Source organism: Ruegeria sp. D7, assembly GCF_056534355.1.
Genome location: NZ_JBQFPG010000016.1, coordinates 64,433 through 81,693, shown reverse-complemented (window position 1 = coordinate 81,693; position 17,261 = coordinate 64,433). Strand labels below are relative to the sequence as shown.

The 17,261-nt window shown below is 52.3% G+C and carries 14 protein-coding genes and 1 pseudogene; 14 read left to right on the top strand and 1 reads right to left on the bottom strand.

From position 1 onward, the window contains the following. Positions 1–148: 148 nt before the first annotated feature. Positions 149–2,038, top strand: a complete 1,890-nt coding sequence (locus tag ACRZ9U_RS18495) for an SLC13 family permease (RefSeq protein ID WP_170408607.1) — start codon at positions 149–151, stop codon at positions 2,036–2,038. A 229-nt stretch (positions 2,039–2,267) separates the two neighbouring features. Beyond that, positions 2,268–3,173: a haloalkane dehalogenase gene (locus ACRZ9U_RS18490; protein WP_170408606.1), complete on the top strand. Its 906-nt coding sequence runs from the start codon at positions 2,268–2,270 to the stop codon at positions 3,171–3,173. Positions 3,174–3,205: 32 nt separating this feature from the next. On the opposite strand, the gene ACRZ9U_RS18485 is transcribed toward ACRZ9U_RS18490, so the two are convergent. Further along, positions 3,206–4,093 (bottom strand): LysR family transcriptional regulator, encoded by an 888-nt coding sequence (locus ACRZ9U_RS18485; protein WP_480902627.1) that lies wholly within the window; start codon positions 4,091–4,093, stop codon positions 3,206–3,208. A gap of 104 nt (positions 4,094–4,197) precedes the next feature. On the opposite strand from ACRZ9U_RS18485, the gene ACRZ9U_RS18480 reads away from it, so the two are divergent. From ACRZ9U_RS18480 to ACRZ9U_RS18425, 12 genes and pseudogenes are all read left to right on the top strand, one after another. Beyond that, entirely contained in the window at positions 4,198–4,488 is a 291-nt protein-coding gene (locus ACRZ9U_RS18480; protein ID WP_170408604.1) for a putative quinol monooxygenase, read from the top strand. Next, positions 4,485–5,528 (top strand): zinc-binding alcohol dehydrogenase family protein, encoded by a 1,044-nt coding sequence (locus ACRZ9U_RS18475; protein WP_480893717.1) that lies wholly within the window; start codon positions 4,485–4,487, stop codon positions 5,526–5,528. Before ACRZ9U_RS18480 ends, ACRZ9U_RS18475 begins: the two co-directional genes overlap by 4 nt. Further along, on the top strand, positions 5,529–5,909 hold the full coding sequence (locus ACRZ9U_RS18470; protein WP_170408603.1) for a VOC family protein: 381 nt from the start codon (positions 5,529–5,531) through the stop codon (positions 5,907–5,909). 145 nt (positions 5,910–6,054) lie between these two features. Further along, complete coding sequence (locus ACRZ9U_RS18465; RefSeq protein ID WP_480886222.1) at positions 6,055–6,438, top strand: nuclear transport factor 2 family protein; 384 nt, start codon at positions 6,055–6,057, stop codon at positions 6,436–6,438. 75 nt (positions 6,439–6,513) lie between these two features. Beyond that, positions 6,514–6,661: pseudogene (locus ACRZ9U_RS18460) on the top strand (integrase core domain-containing protein); the annotation flags it as partial. 337 nt (positions 6,662–6,998) lie between these two features. Then, entirely contained in the window at positions 6,999–7,994 is a 996-nt protein-coding gene (locus ACRZ9U_RS18455) for an HlyD family secretion protein (protein ID WP_170408457.1), read from the top strand. Beyond that, positions 7,991–10,690, top strand: a complete 2,700-nt coding sequence (gene rbbA / locus ACRZ9U_RS18450; RefSeq protein ID WP_170408456.1) for a ribosome-associated ATPase/putative transporter RbbA — start codon at positions 7,991–7,993, stop codon at positions 10,688–10,690. Before ACRZ9U_RS18455 ends, rbbA begins: the two co-directional genes overlap by 4 nt. Beyond that, complete coding sequence (locus ACRZ9U_RS18445) at positions 10,691–11,815, top strand: ABC transporter permease (protein WP_170408455.1); 1,125 nt, start codon at positions 10,691–10,693, stop codon at positions 11,813–11,815. A 705-nt stretch (positions 11,816–12,520) separates the two neighbouring features. Beyond that, a complete protein-coding gene (locus tag ACRZ9U_RS18440) occupies positions 12,521–14,032 on the top strand; it encodes an FAD-binding domain-containing protein (RefSeq protein ID WP_480902621.1) in 1,512 nt (503 codons plus the stop codon). Next, the gene (locus tag ACRZ9U_RS18435) at positions 14,032–14,169 is read left to right on the top strand and encodes a DUF2256 domain-containing protein (protein WP_170408453.1); all 138 of its coding nucleotides are present in this window, start codon (positions 14,032–14,034) and stop codon (positions 14,167–14,169) included. Before ACRZ9U_RS18440 ends, ACRZ9U_RS18435 begins: the two co-directional genes overlap by 1 nt. Continuing rightward, complete coding sequence (locus ACRZ9U_RS18430) at positions 14,166–15,410, top strand: FAD-binding domain-containing protein (protein ID WP_170408452.1); 1,245 nt, start codon at positions 14,166–14,168, stop codon at positions 15,408–15,410. The genes ACRZ9U_RS18435 and ACRZ9U_RS18430 overlap by 4 nt, the downstream gene beginning before the upstream one ends. Before the next feature lie 3 nt (positions 15,411–15,413). After that, positions 15,414–16,907 (top strand): cryptochrome/photolyase family protein, encoded by a 1,494-nt coding sequence (locus tag ACRZ9U_RS18425; RefSeq protein WP_170408451.1) that lies wholly within the window; start codon positions 15,414–15,416, stop codon positions 16,905–16,907. Positions 16,908–17,261 lie beyond the last annotated feature (354 nt).

Genomic DNA, 17,261 nt, shown 5'->3' with positions numbered 1-17,261 from the left:
GGGTTGGAGAAATCCAGGTTTCAGCAGATACCACGCCCGAGAAAACGAGCCGCGTGAGACGGCCTGATGGATTTTGGCCTTATCTGCCGCGCAGAGTTGGTCCTTCGTATTTGCTGGTAGTCAGGTAACGTTAGTTTGGGAGTAAGATATGGAATTACCAACACTAACGTACGAAATGATAGCCGTGCTGAGTCTATTGTCTTTTACGGTCTTACTTTTAGTTACCGAAATCATACGGATCGATGTTGCAGCAATTCTTGTTATGGTTTTGCTAGGCGCACTGAGCTATCTACCGGGGCTGGGTAATCTAGCCGATGTATCTAAGCTCTTTGAAGGTTTCTCCTCCAACGCTGTGATGTCCATCATCGCAGTTATGGTAATTGGGGCGGGGCTTGATAAGACTGGACTTATGTCAAAGGTTGCGGCCTTGATCCTCAAGAATGGTGGCACGACTGAGGCCCGGATTATCCCAATTATATCAACAACGGTTGGTGTCATCAGCTCTTTCATGCAGAACGTCGGAGCTGCTGCGCTTTTCCTTCCTGTTGTCAGCCGCATCTCAGCACGTACAGAAATCCCGATGAGTAGATTGCTGATGCCTATGGGGTTTTGCGCGATACTCGGTGGTACGATTACATTAGTCGGGTCGTCCCCCCTCATCCTGTTGAATGACCTGATTGTTTCGGCAAACTCATCCCTTCCTGCTGACCAGCAAATGGAGACATTTGGGCTGTTTTCAGTCACGCCTATCGGTGTGATGCTGATGCTGACTGGGGTGCTTTACTTTGTGCTCTTTGGTCGTTGGGTTCTCCCTGCGCAGCGGGATCGTGGAGAAGACGCAAGCGCAGCGCGGTCCATGCAGACCTATGTCGAAAACACCTATGGGCTAAGGGCTGATATGTTCGAGATACGTGTTCCTGAAGGTTCGATCATCATCGGGCAAACGCTCGCAGATCTAATGGTAGCCCATAACATGTACATTCTTGGCACGTCCTATCGTGGCCACAAGGTCATCGCGCCGATGGCTGATACCAAGATCGAAGCCCCGGCGCGGCTCGCAGTGCTTGGCCTGCGTCGGGTGGTTGAGCATCAGTTTGCTGAGCCTTACGGATTAGAGATCCTACCCCAACTAGATGTCTTTGCGGATGATTTCGCCGCGACCCAATCGGGGGTGGCCGAAGTTGTTATTCCTCCCGGTTCTTCAGTGATCGGCCAGACTCCGATTGATTTACGTCTCCGTCAAACGCATGGTTTGTCTTTGTTGGCCATTCAGCGTGGCGAAGAAACACTAAGCCACGTTGAAACTGAGGATCACGCAGCCACACATATCGGGCAAGTCCCTTTGCAGGCCGGTGATACGTGTGTGGTTCACGTGCAGTGGGACCGTCTGACACGACTGAAGTCGGACAGGGATTTTGTCGTCGTAACTTCGGATTTTCCCCAGGAAGAGTTACGGCCACACAAGGTCGGATGGGCGCTTGCTTTCTTCCTGATAGCGTTGAGCTTAATTCTATTCTCCGATCTGCGCTTATCATTGTGCCTGTTGATCGGCGCTATTGGGATGGTGTTGAGCCGGGTGTTGTCGATTGATGAAGCCTACGAGTCGATAAGCTGGAGTACAGTTTTTCTTCTCGCTTCGCTGATCCCGCTAGGTCAGGCGGTTCAGAACACCGGCACTGCGGATTGGATTGCAGCGCATGTGTTGGCCCTTCTGAAGGGGTGGCCGATCTGGTCTTTGCAAGCAGGGATCGCCGTTTTGGCAACGGCGTTCACGCTGGTCATGTCCAATGTAGGCGCAACTGTCCTGCTGGTGCCACTAGCAGTTTCTATTGCCGTATCCGCGGGTGGCAATCCGGCTGTGTTTGCTCTCACGGTGGCAATATCAACGTCCAACTCATTTTTGATCCCAACACACCAAGTGAACGCGTTGATCATGGGCCCGGCAGGCTACCGGGTGGTCGATTTCGTTCGCTCAGGTGGAATCATGACTCTCCTTTTCTTGGTTGTCTCAATGACCGGGCTTGCGATTTTCTTCTGAGCCGCCTCTCGGCGATCCGTACAGAAGAACTCACAATATATGGTTTTTGAGACCAAATTTTTTGGCGCGGATTCAAAACGTCTGCAAAAAGGGCCTCCTCCGCGAGGGACCGAAGCAATGTGTCCAATTCAACCAAACCTGAAGTCGGTATACGCTGGAACTGGACCGTTCTTGTTTTATCGATCACTGTTATTGGACCAAGACCGTCGGCATTTTTGGAGAGTTCACGATGAAGTTCCTTCGTACACCGGACCATCGGTTTGACGGGCTGCCAGATTTCAACTTTGGCCCGAACTATCTTGATGTGGATGACACCGAGGGAAGTCTTCTCCGACTGCATTATTTGGACGAAGGACCGGCCCATGCATCACCAGTATTGTTGATGCATGGAGAGCCAACCTGGTGCTTCCTTTACCGGCGCATGATTCCGTTATTCAAGGGCGCGGGCCATCGAGTTCTGGCTCCTGATTTGATTGGGTTTGGAAGGTCGGATAAACCAACAGAGCGATCCGACTACACCTACCAACGCCATGTAGACTGGATGTCCGAGTGGTTGCGGAAGGTTGACCTGACGGGCATCACGTTGGTTTGCCAGGACTGGGGTGGTCTAATAGGCTTGCGGTTGGTAGCGAGTATGCCCGAGCGGTTCTCGCGCGTAGTTGTGGCAAACACGGCCTTGCCCACCGGTGACGCACCCTTGAGTGAGGCATTTCTTTCATGGCGGGAATACTCGCAGTCCGTGCCTGAATTTAATTCGGGACGCATTGTATTCGGCGGCACATCATCCAAGATTTCCGATGAAGAAGTCGCAGCATACAACGCACCGTTCCCAGATGCGCGCTATCTGGCAGGCGCTCGAGAGTTTCCAGTGTTGGTGCCCGACTCGCCCGACAATCCAGCTTCAGAAGCCAACCGAGCCTCATGGAAAACCTTCAAGACCCTCAACACTCCGTTTCTGACTGTTTTTGGAGAAGATGACAGGGTCATGGCGGGCGTAGACAAACTGTTCCAAAAGTCGATCCCTGGGGCAGTTGGTCAAAATCATACAGTTGTGCCAAAAGCCGGGCATTTCATTCAAGAAGATGCCGGCACAGAACTAGCACATGCGACTTTGAAATTCATTGAGCAGACATAGCAGCTATCAGATTAGTGTCTTCCCCTGCGGCCTCAACTCACACCAAATTTGCTACGCAAATGCTCAGCTAAGGCTGTTATGCGACGTGGTTGGGCCCGGCTCGGTGGAAACATCATTTGCAAAGGTTTCGGCGGTGGGAGGAAGTCGCGCAAGACAGAAACAAGTCTGCCAGATTGAACATCGTCGCCGACATCCAGTTCGGACTTCAAGACGACCCCATGGCCTGCAATCGCCCAATCGCGGATGAGTGAACCATCATTGACATTTCGATTTCCCTTTACCGATACGCGCTGGGCATTTGGTCCTGATCCAAACTCCCAAACGTTGTCGAGCATGTCGCCAAACCTCATCACCAAGCAGTTGTGGTTTAATAGATCTTCTGGTTTTTTAGGCGTTCCGAATGAGGCCAGGTAACTTGGGGACGCACAAACGAAACGTTGGTAGCTTCCCAGATTTCTCAACCTGAGTGAGCTGTCCGTAATGTTGCCGAAGCGAACGGCGAGGTCGAAACCTTGGCCTACAAGGTCGACATAACCGTCCGAGAGGGACAGTTCGATTGAGACGGCAGGGTTCTTTTCGGTGAATTCGGCAATAACCTTGGAGACAATGCTCCGTCCCAAGTCAATGGGCGCGCTTATGCGAATTGGACCAGACAGAGTTTCGGCGCCGTGCCGAACAAGTGTGTCCAGGTCCGCAACCTCACTGAGAACGTTTCTTGCTCCATTAGCGAGTGTCCGGCCTTCTTCGGTCAGGCTAATGGAACGGGTGGTGCGGTTGAACAAAACCACGCCGTAATGTGCCTCCAGAGCCGCGAGCCGTTCGGACACTGTAGTACTCGACAACCCTGTCTCGCGCGCCGCGGCCACCAGACTGCCTTTCTCGGCTATGGTCAGAAACAAGCGAAGATTGTCTAAAAGCATTAAACGGAATTTCCGGGTTATATGTTCGATCTTGCCCTGTTTATCCCGAAGGAGCTGCGGCGTAAATCTTGCGCATCGCTCAATAACACAAGGGATCTATTCCAATGGCCAAGCTGACAATCGTCGCCAACATCAAAGCCAACCCTGACAAAATTGACCTCGTAAAGGCCGAGCTGATCAAGCTCATCGACATAACCCGAGCCGAAGAGGGTTGCATCAACTATGACCTGCACCAGGACAACGACAACCCGGCTCATTTCGTGTTCTACGAAAATTGGGAAAGCCGAGAGCTTTGGCAAACCCACATGGGTGCTCAGCACCTTGCGGCTTACCTGGAAGCAACAGAAGGCGCCGTTGCAGAATTCGCCCTAAATGAGATGACAGTCATCGGTTGATAAAGAACCGGACAAAGGAGCACGTTATGAAAGCCGTGGGATACCTTAAGACAGGGTCGATTGATCGGGCGGACGCCTTAATCGACTTCGAGGCCGATAAACCGACGCCGAAAGGTCACGACTTGTTGGTGAAGGTGCAGGCCGTGTCAGTGAACCCAGTCGATACGAAAATTCGTCAAAAACGTGCTCCTGTAGGTCCAGCACCAGATATTCTGGGGTGGGACGCAGTAGGGATCGTCGAAGCAGTTGGCGAAGCGGTTGAGACTTTCAGTCTGGGAGATACAGTTTGGTACGCCGGGGCAATAAACCGGTCGGGAACCAATGCCGAGTTTCATCTGGTGGATGAACGTATCGTCGGGTCAGCGCCAAAGTCGATACCTGCAAAAGCAGCTGCGGCGATGCCGCTAACGACGCTTACTGCTTTTGAGATGCTGTTCGACCGCTTGCGGGTCCAAGATGCCGTTTCCGGCGGAACCAATACGTTGCTGGTTATTGGTGGCGCAGGCGGTGTAGGGTCAATCACCATTCAATTAGCACGGGCCCTCACTGACATGACAGTGATAGCGACGGCGTCCCGACCCGAGACACAAGACTGGGTTCGAGAGTTAGGTGCACACCAAGTCATCAACCACGCGGAACCTTTTGGCTCACAACTCAAGGCTCTCGGTATCGACAGCGTGGATTTCATCTATTCGACAAACCATTCCCAGCTTTATGCGTCCCAAGCTGGAGAGGTGATGACGCCCCAAGGTCGCTTTGGGTTGATCGATGATCCTGAGACCTTCGACATCGCGCCGTTCAAACCCAAATCGATCTCATTGCATTGGGAGTTCATGTACACTCGGTCGCTTTTTGGGACTGGAGATATGAATCGTCAAAGCGAAATCCTGAATCAGGTCGGCGGTTTGATAGACAATGGAAAGATCAGATCCACAGCAACCGATACACTTGGTAGGATCAATGCTGCAAACTTAAAGAAAGCGCATGCTATCCTTGAAAGCGGTAAGGCCAAAGGAAAACTCGTGCTTGAGGGTTTTTAGATGAGAATTGAGCGGCTGGATCATGTGAATATCGTGACGACTAGGTTGCCTGAGATGGTTACTTGGTATGAAAAGGTCCTGGGTTTGAAACACGGGGCCCGGCCCGATTTTCCGTTTCCCGGAGCATGGTTGTATGCGGGTAATCACGCCGTGGTTCATCTTGTGGGTCACGAAGGAACACCTAACGTTGGCACTGAAGTGAGGCTCAAGCTCGAGCATTTTGCGCTCTCAGCCACGGGGTTGAGCGCATTCGAAGAAAAACTGATCTCGAGTCAGATCCAGTATCGCAAAACTGAAGTCCCTGGGGCTGGAATGGTGCAAGTCCATGTGGCCGATCCTGATGGAAATCACATTCACATAGACTTTGAAGAAACCGAATAAGTGGCTAACCCGCGAATTAGTCGCAACGCAAAATCAAGCCGGTAACTTCTTGCCGATTAGGGAATGAGGTCCTTGCCGGGTTGCTTCCAAGACTTGCGTGGGACAACATTTTTTGGGCGGTGCAAACGTCGATTTGGAGATCAGTATGCCGGACCTCAAAACAAACAAGAAAAACGTCATCGCTTTCTACGAAATGATGTTCAACGAGTGTCGACCTGCCGAGGCCATAGAAATCTTTGTTGGGGAAACCTATACGCAGCACAACCCGCATGTTGGCGACGGCAAGCAAGCTTTTATCGAATATTTCGAGCGCATGGCCGCCGAATACCCGGGAAAGCGTGTGGACATCAAACGTGCGTTTGCCGAAGGCGATCACGTTATTCTGCATTGCCATCAAATCTGGCCCGATGGTCTCGAGTACGCAGGGATCGATATTTTTCGCCTGGATGTCGATGGGAAGGTTGTCGAGCACTGGGACGTTCTTCAGGAGGTTCCGGCAAACAGCGAGAATGACAATGGTATGTTTTGACTTCGTCGTTCTGACAGCGGTGCATGGAACTTCGAAAGCTCCTGTCAGCTAAACCACCAAGGTCCAAGGGTATAAGTCTTCTACAGCCTACACGAAGCTCAAATTCTGATCGAACAATGGAGGAGACACTACAACACAAAGCGGCCCCCGCAGTGCACTGGACTATCGCCCGCCAGCGCCCGAGACCATCATCCCAATGGATCACAGGCCGATGAGGCACTAACAATCAACTTGGACCAGTCAGACGAGGCTGCTCACAAAGACAAGCACGCTCTCAGTGTTTTGGTCATCGTGTTTCCTTTCGCTGTATTGCGCAGCAGGTCAGTCGCGACTGCAATTGCGTGCTAGAACAACCCTCTTCAATACCAAACTGATAGCAAAAACGCTTCACGTCTACTTCTTCCGACCTATCGCGAAAGAGCGTGCAACACCCAAACCGGTGTTTATACAAACAATTGCTTGGAACTGAGGTGCCCGGATCGGTTTTGATCCAAAACAAGGCTTTGAGTCTTTTGAGACACTAAACTCTGCGTCAGAAACCCTGTTTCAGGTGAAACGCTATGACCAAAAACCTATCGGTTTTTCTTATTTTGGCTGGTTTAGTATTTGCTGGTGCGTTGCTGTATGCCGTTGTTGCCGAGGATGGCGATGAATTGCCGGTCGGATTTGTGCAAGGAAACGGGCGGGTTGAAGCGGAACAAGTCGAAATAGCACCAACTAATGCAGGTCGGGTTGCGAAGGTAACGGCAACAGAGGGCAGTATGGTTGCGGCCGGTCAAATCCTGGCCGAAATGGACATAGATGAGCTATCTGCCGCCCTGGACCGGGCTAAAGCCGAAGTAGCATTGGCAAATCAAACAAAGGCCGAAGCAGAAGCGCTCGTAGTGCAACGCCAAAGCGAGCAGCGCAGGGCTGAGCAAGAGCTTGATCGTGCCACGGCGTTGCTGGCAGGACAAAATATATCCGAAACTATTTTTGAAGATCGCGATACCACTCATAAGGTCGCTACAGCAGTATTGGGCGCAGCGAAAGCCCGAGTTGCAACCGCAGAAAGCCGTATTGCTGCCGCTGAGGCAGAAGTGCGCAGGATCAAGGCACAGATTGAAGACAGCGCTCTAGTGGCGCCATTGCCCGGACGCGTGCTTTACCGGCTTGCAGAACCCGGAGAGGTCGTTGGCGCGGGCGAACCAATCCTAACTATTCTCGGCCTTGAGAATGTTTACATGGAAGTTTTTCTTCCGGCGCGTGAAGCCGGACTTTTGCCCATTGGAGCTGAGGCTCGTATCGTGCTCGACGCTTTGCCGGAATATGCGATACCTGCGTACGTGAGCTTTGTTTCTCCCGAGGCACAATTCACCCCCAAACAGGTCGAGACCCTGGATGAGCGAGAGCAACTGGTTTTTCGCGTTCGCGTCCGTATCCCAATAGACTTGGTTGAAAGTCGGATTGAGCACGTCAAAACCGGTCTGCGCGGTGTCGCGGTGATCCGGCTTGACCCAACCGTTGCTTGGCCTGAGGCGCTTGAACAACGCATCCCAGAAGAGCTGTTCGAATGAGAGTAGAGGATGACGCCTGCGATATTCACATTTCAGGTGTTACGCACCGTTATCGCAAGCATGTTGCATTGGACTCTGTTTCGTTGGAACTGCCAGTTGGCCAGCTTGTTGGCTTTATCGGGCCGGATGGGGTGGGAAAGTCTACACTGCTTGGTTTGATCACCGGCGCAAAGAAACTGCAATCCGGCAATATCGACGTTTTAGGCGGCCCGATTGGCAATTCTGGCCATCGACACAGCATTTGCCCAGCCATCGCTTTCATGCCGCAAGGGCTGGGTCGAAACCTGTATCCGGAGCTTTCTGTGCGCGAGAACCTCGAGTTCTTCTCAGGTCTCTTTGCTCAAGGGCATTCAGAGCGGGACGAACGTATCGCAGCGCTATTAGCTGCGACAGGGCTTGCGCAGTTTGAAGACCGTCTGATGGGCAAGCTCTCGGGTGGGATGAAGCAAAAACTAGGTCTTTGCTGTGCGTTAATCCAAGACCCCAAACTTTTGGTTTTGGATGAGCCAACTACCGGGGTCGACCCGTTGTCGCGTCGGCAGTTCTGGGCTTTGATTGATGCAATCCGAGCAAAAAGCCCTGAACTGTCTGTATTGGTTTCAACGGCGTACATGGAAGAAGCCGAGGGTTTTGACCGGATTGTCGCGATGGACGCGGGTCAAGTCATCTTTCATGGGAAGCCCGCCGAATTGAAAGGGAGTGATGTCGACCTCGAAATTGCATATCGGCGTCTGAGAGCACGGGAGTTGCCTGTCGAACCGGCGGGAAAAAACAAAGCGAATGGGCAGATCGAAGCAAAGCCAGTGATAGTTGCGCGTGGACTGACACGACTCTTTGGTGATTTCACGGCCGTAGACAACGTCGACTTCACAATCAATCGCGGAGAGATATTCGGGTTTCTAGGATCAAACGGTTGCGGCAAGTCCACGACAATGAAGATGCTGACTGGCTTGTTACCTTCCAGCTCAGGTGAAGCACTGCTGTTTGGCAACCCTGTCGATGCATATGACCGAAAAATGAGGCGTGATATAGGCTACATGAGCCAGGCCTTTTCCTTGTATGGCGAGTTGTCGGTCCATCAGAACCTACAATTGCATGCGCGGATATTTGCAATTGCCGACCGAGAACAACGCGTTTCGGAACTCACTGAGCGCTTTGGGCTCGAGGAGCACCGTCATACGTTGGCGACGGCACTGCCCTTGGGGATCAAACAACGACTGTCGCTAGCCGTAGCTGTGATCCACCGTCCGCGAGTGCTAATACTCGACGAACCAACATCCGGTGTGGATCCAGAGGCGCGCGATTCCTTCTGGGACTTGCTGATTGAGCTCTCTAGAAATGAGTCGGTTACGATCTTTGTTTCCACTCATTTCATGGGTGAGGCGGAACGCTGTGATCGCGTTTCTTTTATGCATGCTGGTAGAGTTCTAGCGGAAGGTACTCCGGCTGAACTGATCGCTGTTGAAGGGGCGGAAAATCTTGAAGACGCCTTCATTTCGATATTGGAAGCAGCAGAAAAACCAGTCTCTGTTGTCGCGCCAGAGGTGGGTTTTAGGACCAAATCCCACGCCGGGGGAGGAGCGTTTTCTCGTGTATTGGCATATGCGCGGCGCGAAACCGTTGAAGTAGCTCGCGACCCAGTGCGTCTGGCTTTCGCGTTTCTGGGTTCTGCTATTCTAATGTTGGTTTTTTGCTTTGGAATTACGCTGGATATCGATGAGCTTGAATTCGCTGTACTTGACCTTTCTCAGGGGCCGGAGAGTCGTGCTTATTCGGCTGAATTCGCCGGATCGTCCTACTTTAAAGCCACACCGCCGCTGCAAAGCGCCAGCGAAGGGCGCGACCGTCTAGTAGCAGGTGAGGTCTCTCTGGTTATTGAGTTGCCACCTGACTTTGACCGAAAGATGAGTACGGGTGAACCGACCCAGATACTTGCGACTGTAGATGGTGCTATCCCATTTAAGGGTGAGACGGTTGAAGGCTATGTTTCCGGACTGCACCAATCATTTCTCGCGGAATATGCCCTTAACAATTGCAAAAGCCAGATAGATATCGCCAGGATCGAACCCCGGTTTCGCTACAATCAGAGCTTTGAAAGCATCGCCGCAATGGCTCCGGCAATGCCTGCTATCCTACTGATTATGTTGCCAGCTGTTTTGACTGCCGTAAGCGTAGCAAGGGAACGAGAACTGGGGTCAGTTGTCAATTTCTACGTGACACCAACCACGAGGCTTGAATTTCTAGTCGGCAAACAAATTCCGTACATTTTGATCGCCTACGCAAACTTTCTGCTTTTGGCAGGAATGACCGTTCTTCTGTTCGGGGTGCCGTTAAAAGGAAATCCTTTCCCTTTGGCTGTTGGTGCCTTTCTTTACGTTTGGGCAACGACATCCTACGGGCTGTTGATCGCTACTATGTCATCCAGTCAGGTGGCCGCAACATTTGCAACTGCCATCGCCTCAGTTGTCCCAACAATCCAGTTCTCAGGTCTGTTGCAACCTGTTTCAACGCTCGAAGGAGGCGCACAAGTGGTGGGCTCTCTTTGGCCTTCCTCATATTTCCTACACCTAAACGTTGGTGCCTTCACTAAAGGTTTGGGGTGGGAGGCCCTTGCGCCAGACATTCTGGCCCTCGCCTGCTTCGGACCCGCTCTGACACTGATCGCAGCCCTATGCCTTCGGGCGCAGGAGAAGTGAATGCAGCGCTTATACTGCATATTCTGGCTAGGCTTGAAGGAAGTGATGAGCCTGCGCCGTGATTGGGTGATGATGGCATTGTTGGTTTGGTCTTTCACGCTGGCCCCGATCATGGAAGCAACGGGAGTGGCAAGTTCTGTAAACAACGCCTCGATAGCGTTTGCGGATGAAGACGACTCGCCACTTTCTCGAGCACTTGCCACAGCGTTTTTCCCACCAGAGTTCCAACCGGTCGTCCAAATCGAACCCGGAAAAGAACCTGCTTACATGGATGCTGGGCGTTTTATTTTCGTTGTGGCTGTGCCCCCCGGATTCGAGAAGGACCTGCGCGCAGGGCGCAGTCCGGAGATTCAAGTTCTCATTGACGCAACCGCTATGGAACAGGCCGGAATTGGTGCAAACTACATCACCAGTATCTTGAGCGCTGAAATATATCGCTATGCAATTGGTATCGATCTAGTGGATGCTCCCTCAATCAGTGTCATTCTAAGAAGCGCCTTCAACCCAAATAGAGATACTGTACGTTTTGCTGGTATCGTTGCTCTGATTGGCCAGATCATGTGGCTCACAACTATTTTGACCGGAGCGGCAATGATTAGAGAACGAGAGCACGGGACCATTGAACATCTCCTTGCCATGCCTCTTGCTCCATTTGACATTGCTATTGCCAAAATTTGGGCGAATGCAGCAGTGGTTTTGGTCGCGGCTGGTCTTTCACTAACGTTTGTGATGCAGGGTTCTTTGGGCATCAATATCGCTGGATCCAAGATGTTGTTTTTGGTTGGCACGGCGTTGTTTCTTTTTACTGCGACGGCGCTTGGGGTGTTTCTGGCAACCATTGCACGCTCTATGGCGCAGTTCGCGCTTCTGGTAATGTTGATTGTGCTGCCAATGCTAATGCTTTCAGGTGGCGAGACCCCAATTGAAGGTCAGCCAGCGTGGTTGCAGGCAGGTACTTTGGTTTTGCCATCACGCCACTACATGTCAGCAAGTCAGGCTATTGTTTTCAAAGGCGCTGGTATTGAGACTGTCTGGCCGGAATTCGTTTGGATGACGTTTTTAGGAATTGCTTTGTTACTAATGAGCCTACGGCTTTTTCGGCGTTCTCTTGCGCAGATCAGCTAACGCTCCAATCTGTTGGCTTTGACAGATTGGAGCGCTAGCTGATCGGCCTCTGAAGAAAGTTTGGATATCTGCTGGGCAGAAGTCAGGGCATCAGCGACTGTATGAGCGTTAGCCAAAATATCGCTAGTCATGTTAGTACTATACGTTTTGGCACCAGATACAGCCCGGACATCTGTGCTGCGTTGAGGGAACCTTTGTGAAACTGCACGAAACTCGTTCAACTCATTAAGTGAGGTCAGTTGGGCGAATTGATTGCTCCGGGTTGTGAGTTGCTTGATATGTTCCGGGATCTCGTTTCGGAAGGTGCGCGGCAGGTACTCAAAGCTCTTTGAGCCGCACCGAATACGGCTTTGTCTCGCCAACTGTGAGTTCCTCCGCAGCCAAATTTGTTTTGCTCTCGACGTAAGCCTGGTTTGGTGAAGTCGCATTGCGGCACGGACTTCTTCGTTGAATAGCGAACTAAGGCTACGATCAGCAAATGGGGATTGCTACGGAGAATATTTAGAACCTTCCATCGTGGTGTCGATAAAGGACTATACTCCCTGCCAGGCGCGCTTCGGGCGCGCGCGGAAACTTCTAACATTCAAGTAACGAAGGACAACGGCCTCTGTCCAAATGCCACATCAGCAGCGAATTCCGGAGAAGACAGAAGCAAAGATCCATTTTCTGTGGCCAAACGTACAATACTTAAATGACGGAGGTATCGTGCAGGTCGTTTGGTTCAAACGGGATTTACGGGTGAATGATCAGTCGGCACTAGCGCAAGCGTCTGAGGTTGGGCCAGTTCTGCCACTCTATGTGGTTGAACCTGACCTGTGGCAGCAACCTGACGCGTCAATACGGCAGTGGAACTTTGTTGCTGAGACAATCGCTGGGCTGCGAGAAGACCTAGGGAAACTGGGCCAGCCACTCATTGTGCGCATCGGACAAATTGTGGCGGTCCTTTCCGAGTTAAAAGACCGTGGTCTAATAGACGTTCTTTGGTCACATGAGGAAACAGGAAATAATTGGACGTATCAGCGGGATCGGCAGGTCGCTGCATGGTGCAAAGATCTTGGCGTACGGTGGCACGAAGTGCAAAACCATGGCGTTTTTCGCAGGCTCAAGTCCCGCGACGGCTGGGCGGAACGTTGGGACAGGTTCATGGCACTGCCCGTTTCGTCACCAGTTGCGCTGAAACCAATCGACATAAAACCAGGGTATATTCCCACGGCGCGCGACCTCAACTTGCGGGATGATCCATGCGTTGGTCGTCAAGCCGGGGGACGAGCTGCGGGTTTGGAACGATTGAACAGCTTTCTGACCCACCGTGGCAAAAGATACCAACGCGAAATGTCCAGCCCCTTGGAGGGGGCCGTTGCGTGTTCACGGCTATCGCCCTACTTGGCTTGGGGTGCGCTTTCGATGCGGGAGGTGTCGCAAGCGACTGAAAAGCAGAGATGTAGATTGCCGTCGCACGCACAGGACTGGCGTAAATCGCTTCGCTCGTTCTCGGGCCGATTGCATTGGCATTGCCATTTTATTCAGAAACTTGAGGATGAACCTCGGATTGAGTTTGAAAATCTGCATCGTCTCTACGACGGACTTCGACCAAAAGCACCAGATGGCGCGCTCTTGGCCGCATGGTCCAAAGGCGAAACGGGATATCCGTTTTTGGACGCATGCATGCGGTCATTGCAAGCGACAGGGTGGCTCAATTTTCGGATGCGCGCAATGGTGATGGCCACGGCGAGTTATCATCTCTGGCTGGATTGGCGAGCCCCGGGAGAGCATTTGGCGCGCATGTTTACTGACTACGAGCCGGGCATTCACTGGAACCAGGTGCAGATGCAATCAGGCACGACCGGCATCAATACTGTGCGCATCTATAATCCGGTTAAGCAGGGCTATGATCAGGATCCAGAAGGGGTGTTCATTCGGACATGGTTGCCGGAACTGGCCCATATTTCGGATCGGTACATCCACGAACCCTGGAAAGCCCAAGATGGGAAACAAATCATCGGAGTGCATTATCCAGAGCGTGTTTTTGACCATCTCGCAGCAGCCAAAGCCGCGCGCGAGCGGGTTTGGGGTGTCCGCCGAAGTGCGGAGTTTCGCTCTGAAGCGCAAGCCATTGCGACAAAACACGCGAGCCGAAAGACAAGGCGGACTGTTCGCAAAGTCGCGCGGTCGTTTCAAGATCAAGAGCAACTCAAACTGCCTTTGGGGGATCAGTGATGAAAATGCAGAAGAAAGCCGATTTGCCCCAGAAAATCTGCCCGGTCTGCCAGCGCCCTTTCACCTGGCGCAAGAAATGGGAAAACACTTGGGATCAAGTGAAATACTGCTCGAAAAAGTGCAGGTCGGCCGCATGACTGAGATGTTTCCAGAACTTGCGGACGTGAAAGAGACAATCAGTTTCAAACCCACACGAACCAATGGTCTTGCAAGGCTGAAGCAGTTCGTGCGACGCACCGGTCGGCATTATGCAAGTACGCGGAACTACGATTTTGGGACCGAGCAACGCAGCAATGTATCGGGTTTGTCACCTTGGCTGCGCCACCGTTTGATAACGGAGAATGAGGTTTTGGCAGCGGTGTTAGCGTCGCATAGTTCCAACGCGGCAGAGAAGTTCGTGCAAGAAGTGTTTTGGCGCACTTACTTCAAGGGTTGGCTGGAACAAAGGCCCAGCGTCTGGGCACTTTATCAGCGGGATTTGTTGAGCGCTTTTGAGCGACTAAAAGATGATGAGGGCTTGGAGACCCGTTTCAACGGGGCAGTGAACGGCAATACCGGCATCGACTGTTTCGATCATTGGGCGCGGGAATTGGTGACGACTGGCTACCTTCATAACCATGCGCGCATGTGGTTCGCATCAATCTGGATTTTTACACTCCGCCTACCGTGGCAGCTTGGCGCGGATTTCTTTTTGCGGCATTTGCTGGATGGCGATCCCGCGTCGAATACGCTGAGCTGGCGGTGGATTGGCGGATTGCACACGAAAGGCAAAACCTACCTCGCGCGACCTGATAATATTGCCAAATACACGGAAGGACGGTTTAAACCGAGAGGTCTGGCTAATTTTGCAGAGCCGTTGACCGAGCCGGTAGATCACCCGCTCATTCCCCTTTCAAGTTCGCACATGTTCCCGGACAGCCCTTATCTGTTGCTGTTGACGGAGGATGATCTGTCAGGTGACTGTTTAATGCCGACATCGCCTGCTGCCGTGATTGGACTTTTGGCGACGCATGGACGGTCTCCAAAGCCGATGGGAAACGCCGTAACGGACTTTGCCAAGGGGGCGATCAACAGCGCGCTTGAGCCTCACGGAAAGCTCGCGAAATCAGACGCGGATTGGTGTGGTCCGTTGATCGAGGCAGCACGGAATGCGGGTGTCACGACCATTGCAACAGCCTATGCGCCTGTCGGCCCTACTCGGTCACGCCTGGATCGTGCAGAACCTGTATTGAGAGACGCAGGCTTGTCTTTGCACAGGATAATGCGACCGTACGACGCTATGACATGGCCTCATGCAAAGGCCGGATTCTTCGGCCTTCGAAAGAAGATCCCACCGCTCTTAGGCCAATTGAATCTGCTCAGCCAACAAAGACCATAACCCGTGTCCACTGCTACTCTTCTACTTCCCAATCAATTGTTTGCACACCACCCGGGCCTGGCCGCCCGGCCAGACATTGTTGTGCTTTTCGAAGACCCGCTTTTCTTCGGTGATGCGTATTATCCGGCCTCGATGCACAAGCAAAAGCTTTGGCTGCACCGCGCCTCAATGGCGCGCTATAGAGATGGCTTAGTCGCTAAGGGCTTTGATGCCGCGATATGGCCCTTTGAGCGGCAGCCGGGCGCATGTCTTCGACTGTTTCAAAGTCTGCGTGATCGCGGTGTCAGCCAAATGATCATGGCTGACCCAGTAGACTTCATCGCAAAAAGACGTTTACGGGCGGCAGCTGGCAGTACTGAAATCACGCTCGATATACAGCCATCGCCTGGCTTTCTGAATACGCGGGACCACAATCTAGATTGGTTTGCCGGTCGAAAACGATGGCTCATGGCGGATTTCTACAAAAGCCAACGCTGCCGCTTGAACGTGTTGATGGACAGCGGTCAACCGACGGGGGGACAGTGGAGCTTTGACGAGGAAAATCGCAAGAAAGTGCCCAAGGCGCTGTTAGGCAGCCTGCCTTGGATCGATTGGCCTTCCCGTGACGCAGTTGATGAAGCTGCAAAAGCAAGCGTTCTTGCTGATTTTCCAGAAGCATTGGGCAGCCTGGATACGTTGTATTATCCGACATCACACAAAGCTGCGTCCGACTGGCTGGCGCAGTTTCTGGAACGGCGGTTCGAACGTTTTGGCGACTATGAAGATGCCATTGTTGAGGGCGAAAACTGGCTATGGCATGCCGTTCTCACGCCTGCATTGAACATAGGGTTGTTGACGCCAAAACAAGTTTTGGATGCTGCCCTTGCGCATGCGGATTGCAAGGGCATTCCCTTGAATTCGGTAGAAGGTTTTATCCGCCAGATCATTGGCTGGCGCGAATTTATGCGCGCGACTTATGAGAGCCTGGGTGTGCCGATGCGTACGACAAATCATTGGGGCCATCACCGCCCAATGCCCCGCGCTTTCTACGACGGAACCACCGGTATTGATCCGCTGGACGACACGATCAAAAGGGTGCTCAAGACAGGGTATTGTCATCATATTGAACGCCTCATGGTTTTGGGCGGATTTATGTTTCTGTGCGAAATTGATCCGGATCATGTCTATCGCTGGTTTATGGAAATGTTCGTCGACAGCTATGATTGGGTTATGGTTCCCAATGCCTACGCGATGAGCCAGCATGCCGATGGCGGGTTGATCACCACCAAACCGTACTTTTCGGGTTCAAACTATGTTCGCAAAATGAGCCATTGGGAAAAGGGGCCTTGGACCGACATTTGGGACGGGCTTTATTGGCGCTTTATTCTGAAACACAGCGATAGACTGACTGGCAATCCCCGATGGGCGATGATGTGCCGTACGGCTGGGCGAATGTCACCAGAGGTCAAAAGCAAGCATGTCACGACGGCGGAATCTTTTTTGCGACAGATGGTATGAGCTGGACTTTATGGCAGCGCATGACTGAGATTGAGCTCACACCATAGATAAGCCTTAGGACTGGCTGACCAAGCATTATGTGGTTGCTTGGTATGCAGAGGATTTGGGTTGAAAACCTGGACCGCCGCGTTCTTCCGTTTTCCGGAGGTTGGTTGCAAGAGGGTGATTACGCCGTGATCCACATTGTGAGCCATGATGGAACGCCAAACCTCGGCTCCGAAGTGAAGCTCAAACTCTAGCATTTTACGCTCTCAGCTACAGGGCTGAGCGCATTCGATTAAAAACTGGCATCACGTCAGATTCAGTATCGCAAAACCGAAGTCCTAGGGCCTCGCATGATCCAAATCCATGTGG

What these genes read in the sequence shown, in the direction of transcription:
- ACRZ9U_RS18470 (WP_170408603.1), top strand. Translation starts at nt 5,529, where the DNA reads ATGAGAATTGAGCGGCTGGATCATGTGAATATCGTGACGACTAGGTTG.
- ACRZ9U_RS18495 (WP_170408607.1), top strand. Translation starts at nt 149, where the DNA reads ATGGAATTACCAACACTAACGTACGAAATGATAGCCGTGCTGAGTCTA.
- ACRZ9U_RS18435 (WP_170408453.1), top strand. Translation starts at nt 14,032, where the DNA reads ATGAAAATGCAGAAGAAAGCCGATTTGCCCCAGAAAATCTGCCCGGTC.
- ACRZ9U_RS18445 (WP_170408455.1), top strand. Translation starts at nt 10,691, where the DNA reads ATGCAGCGCTTATACTGCATATTCTGGCTAGGCTTGAAGGAAGTGATG.
- ACRZ9U_RS18430 (WP_170408452.1), top strand. Translation starts at nt 14,166, where the DNA reads ATGACTGAGATGTTTCCAGAACTTGCGGACGTGAAAGAGACAATCAGT.
- ACRZ9U_RS18485 (WP_480902627.1), bottom strand. Translation starts at nt 4,093, where the DNA reads ATGCTTTTAGACAATCTTCGCTTGTTTCTGACCATAGCCGAGAAAGGC.
- ACRZ9U_RS18465 (WP_480886222.1), top strand. Translation starts at nt 6,055, where the DNA reads ATGCCGGACCTCAAAACAAACAAGAAAAACGTCATCGCTTTCTACGAA.
- rbbA (WP_170408456.1), top strand. Translation starts at nt 7,991, where the DNA reads ATGAGAGTAGAGGATGACGCCTGCGATATTCACATTTCAGGTGTTACG.
- ACRZ9U_RS18455 (WP_170408457.1), top strand. Translation starts at nt 6,999, where the DNA reads ATGACCAAAAACCTATCGGTTTTTCTTATTTTGGCTGGTTTAGTATTT.
- ACRZ9U_RS18490 (WP_170408606.1), top strand. Translation starts at nt 2,268, where the DNA reads ATGAAGTTCCTTCGTACACCGGACCATCGGTTTGACGGGCTGCCAGAT.
- ACRZ9U_RS18480 (WP_170408604.1), top strand. Translation starts at nt 4,198, where the DNA reads ATGGCCAAGCTGACAATCGTCGCCAACATCAAAGCCAACCCTGACAAA.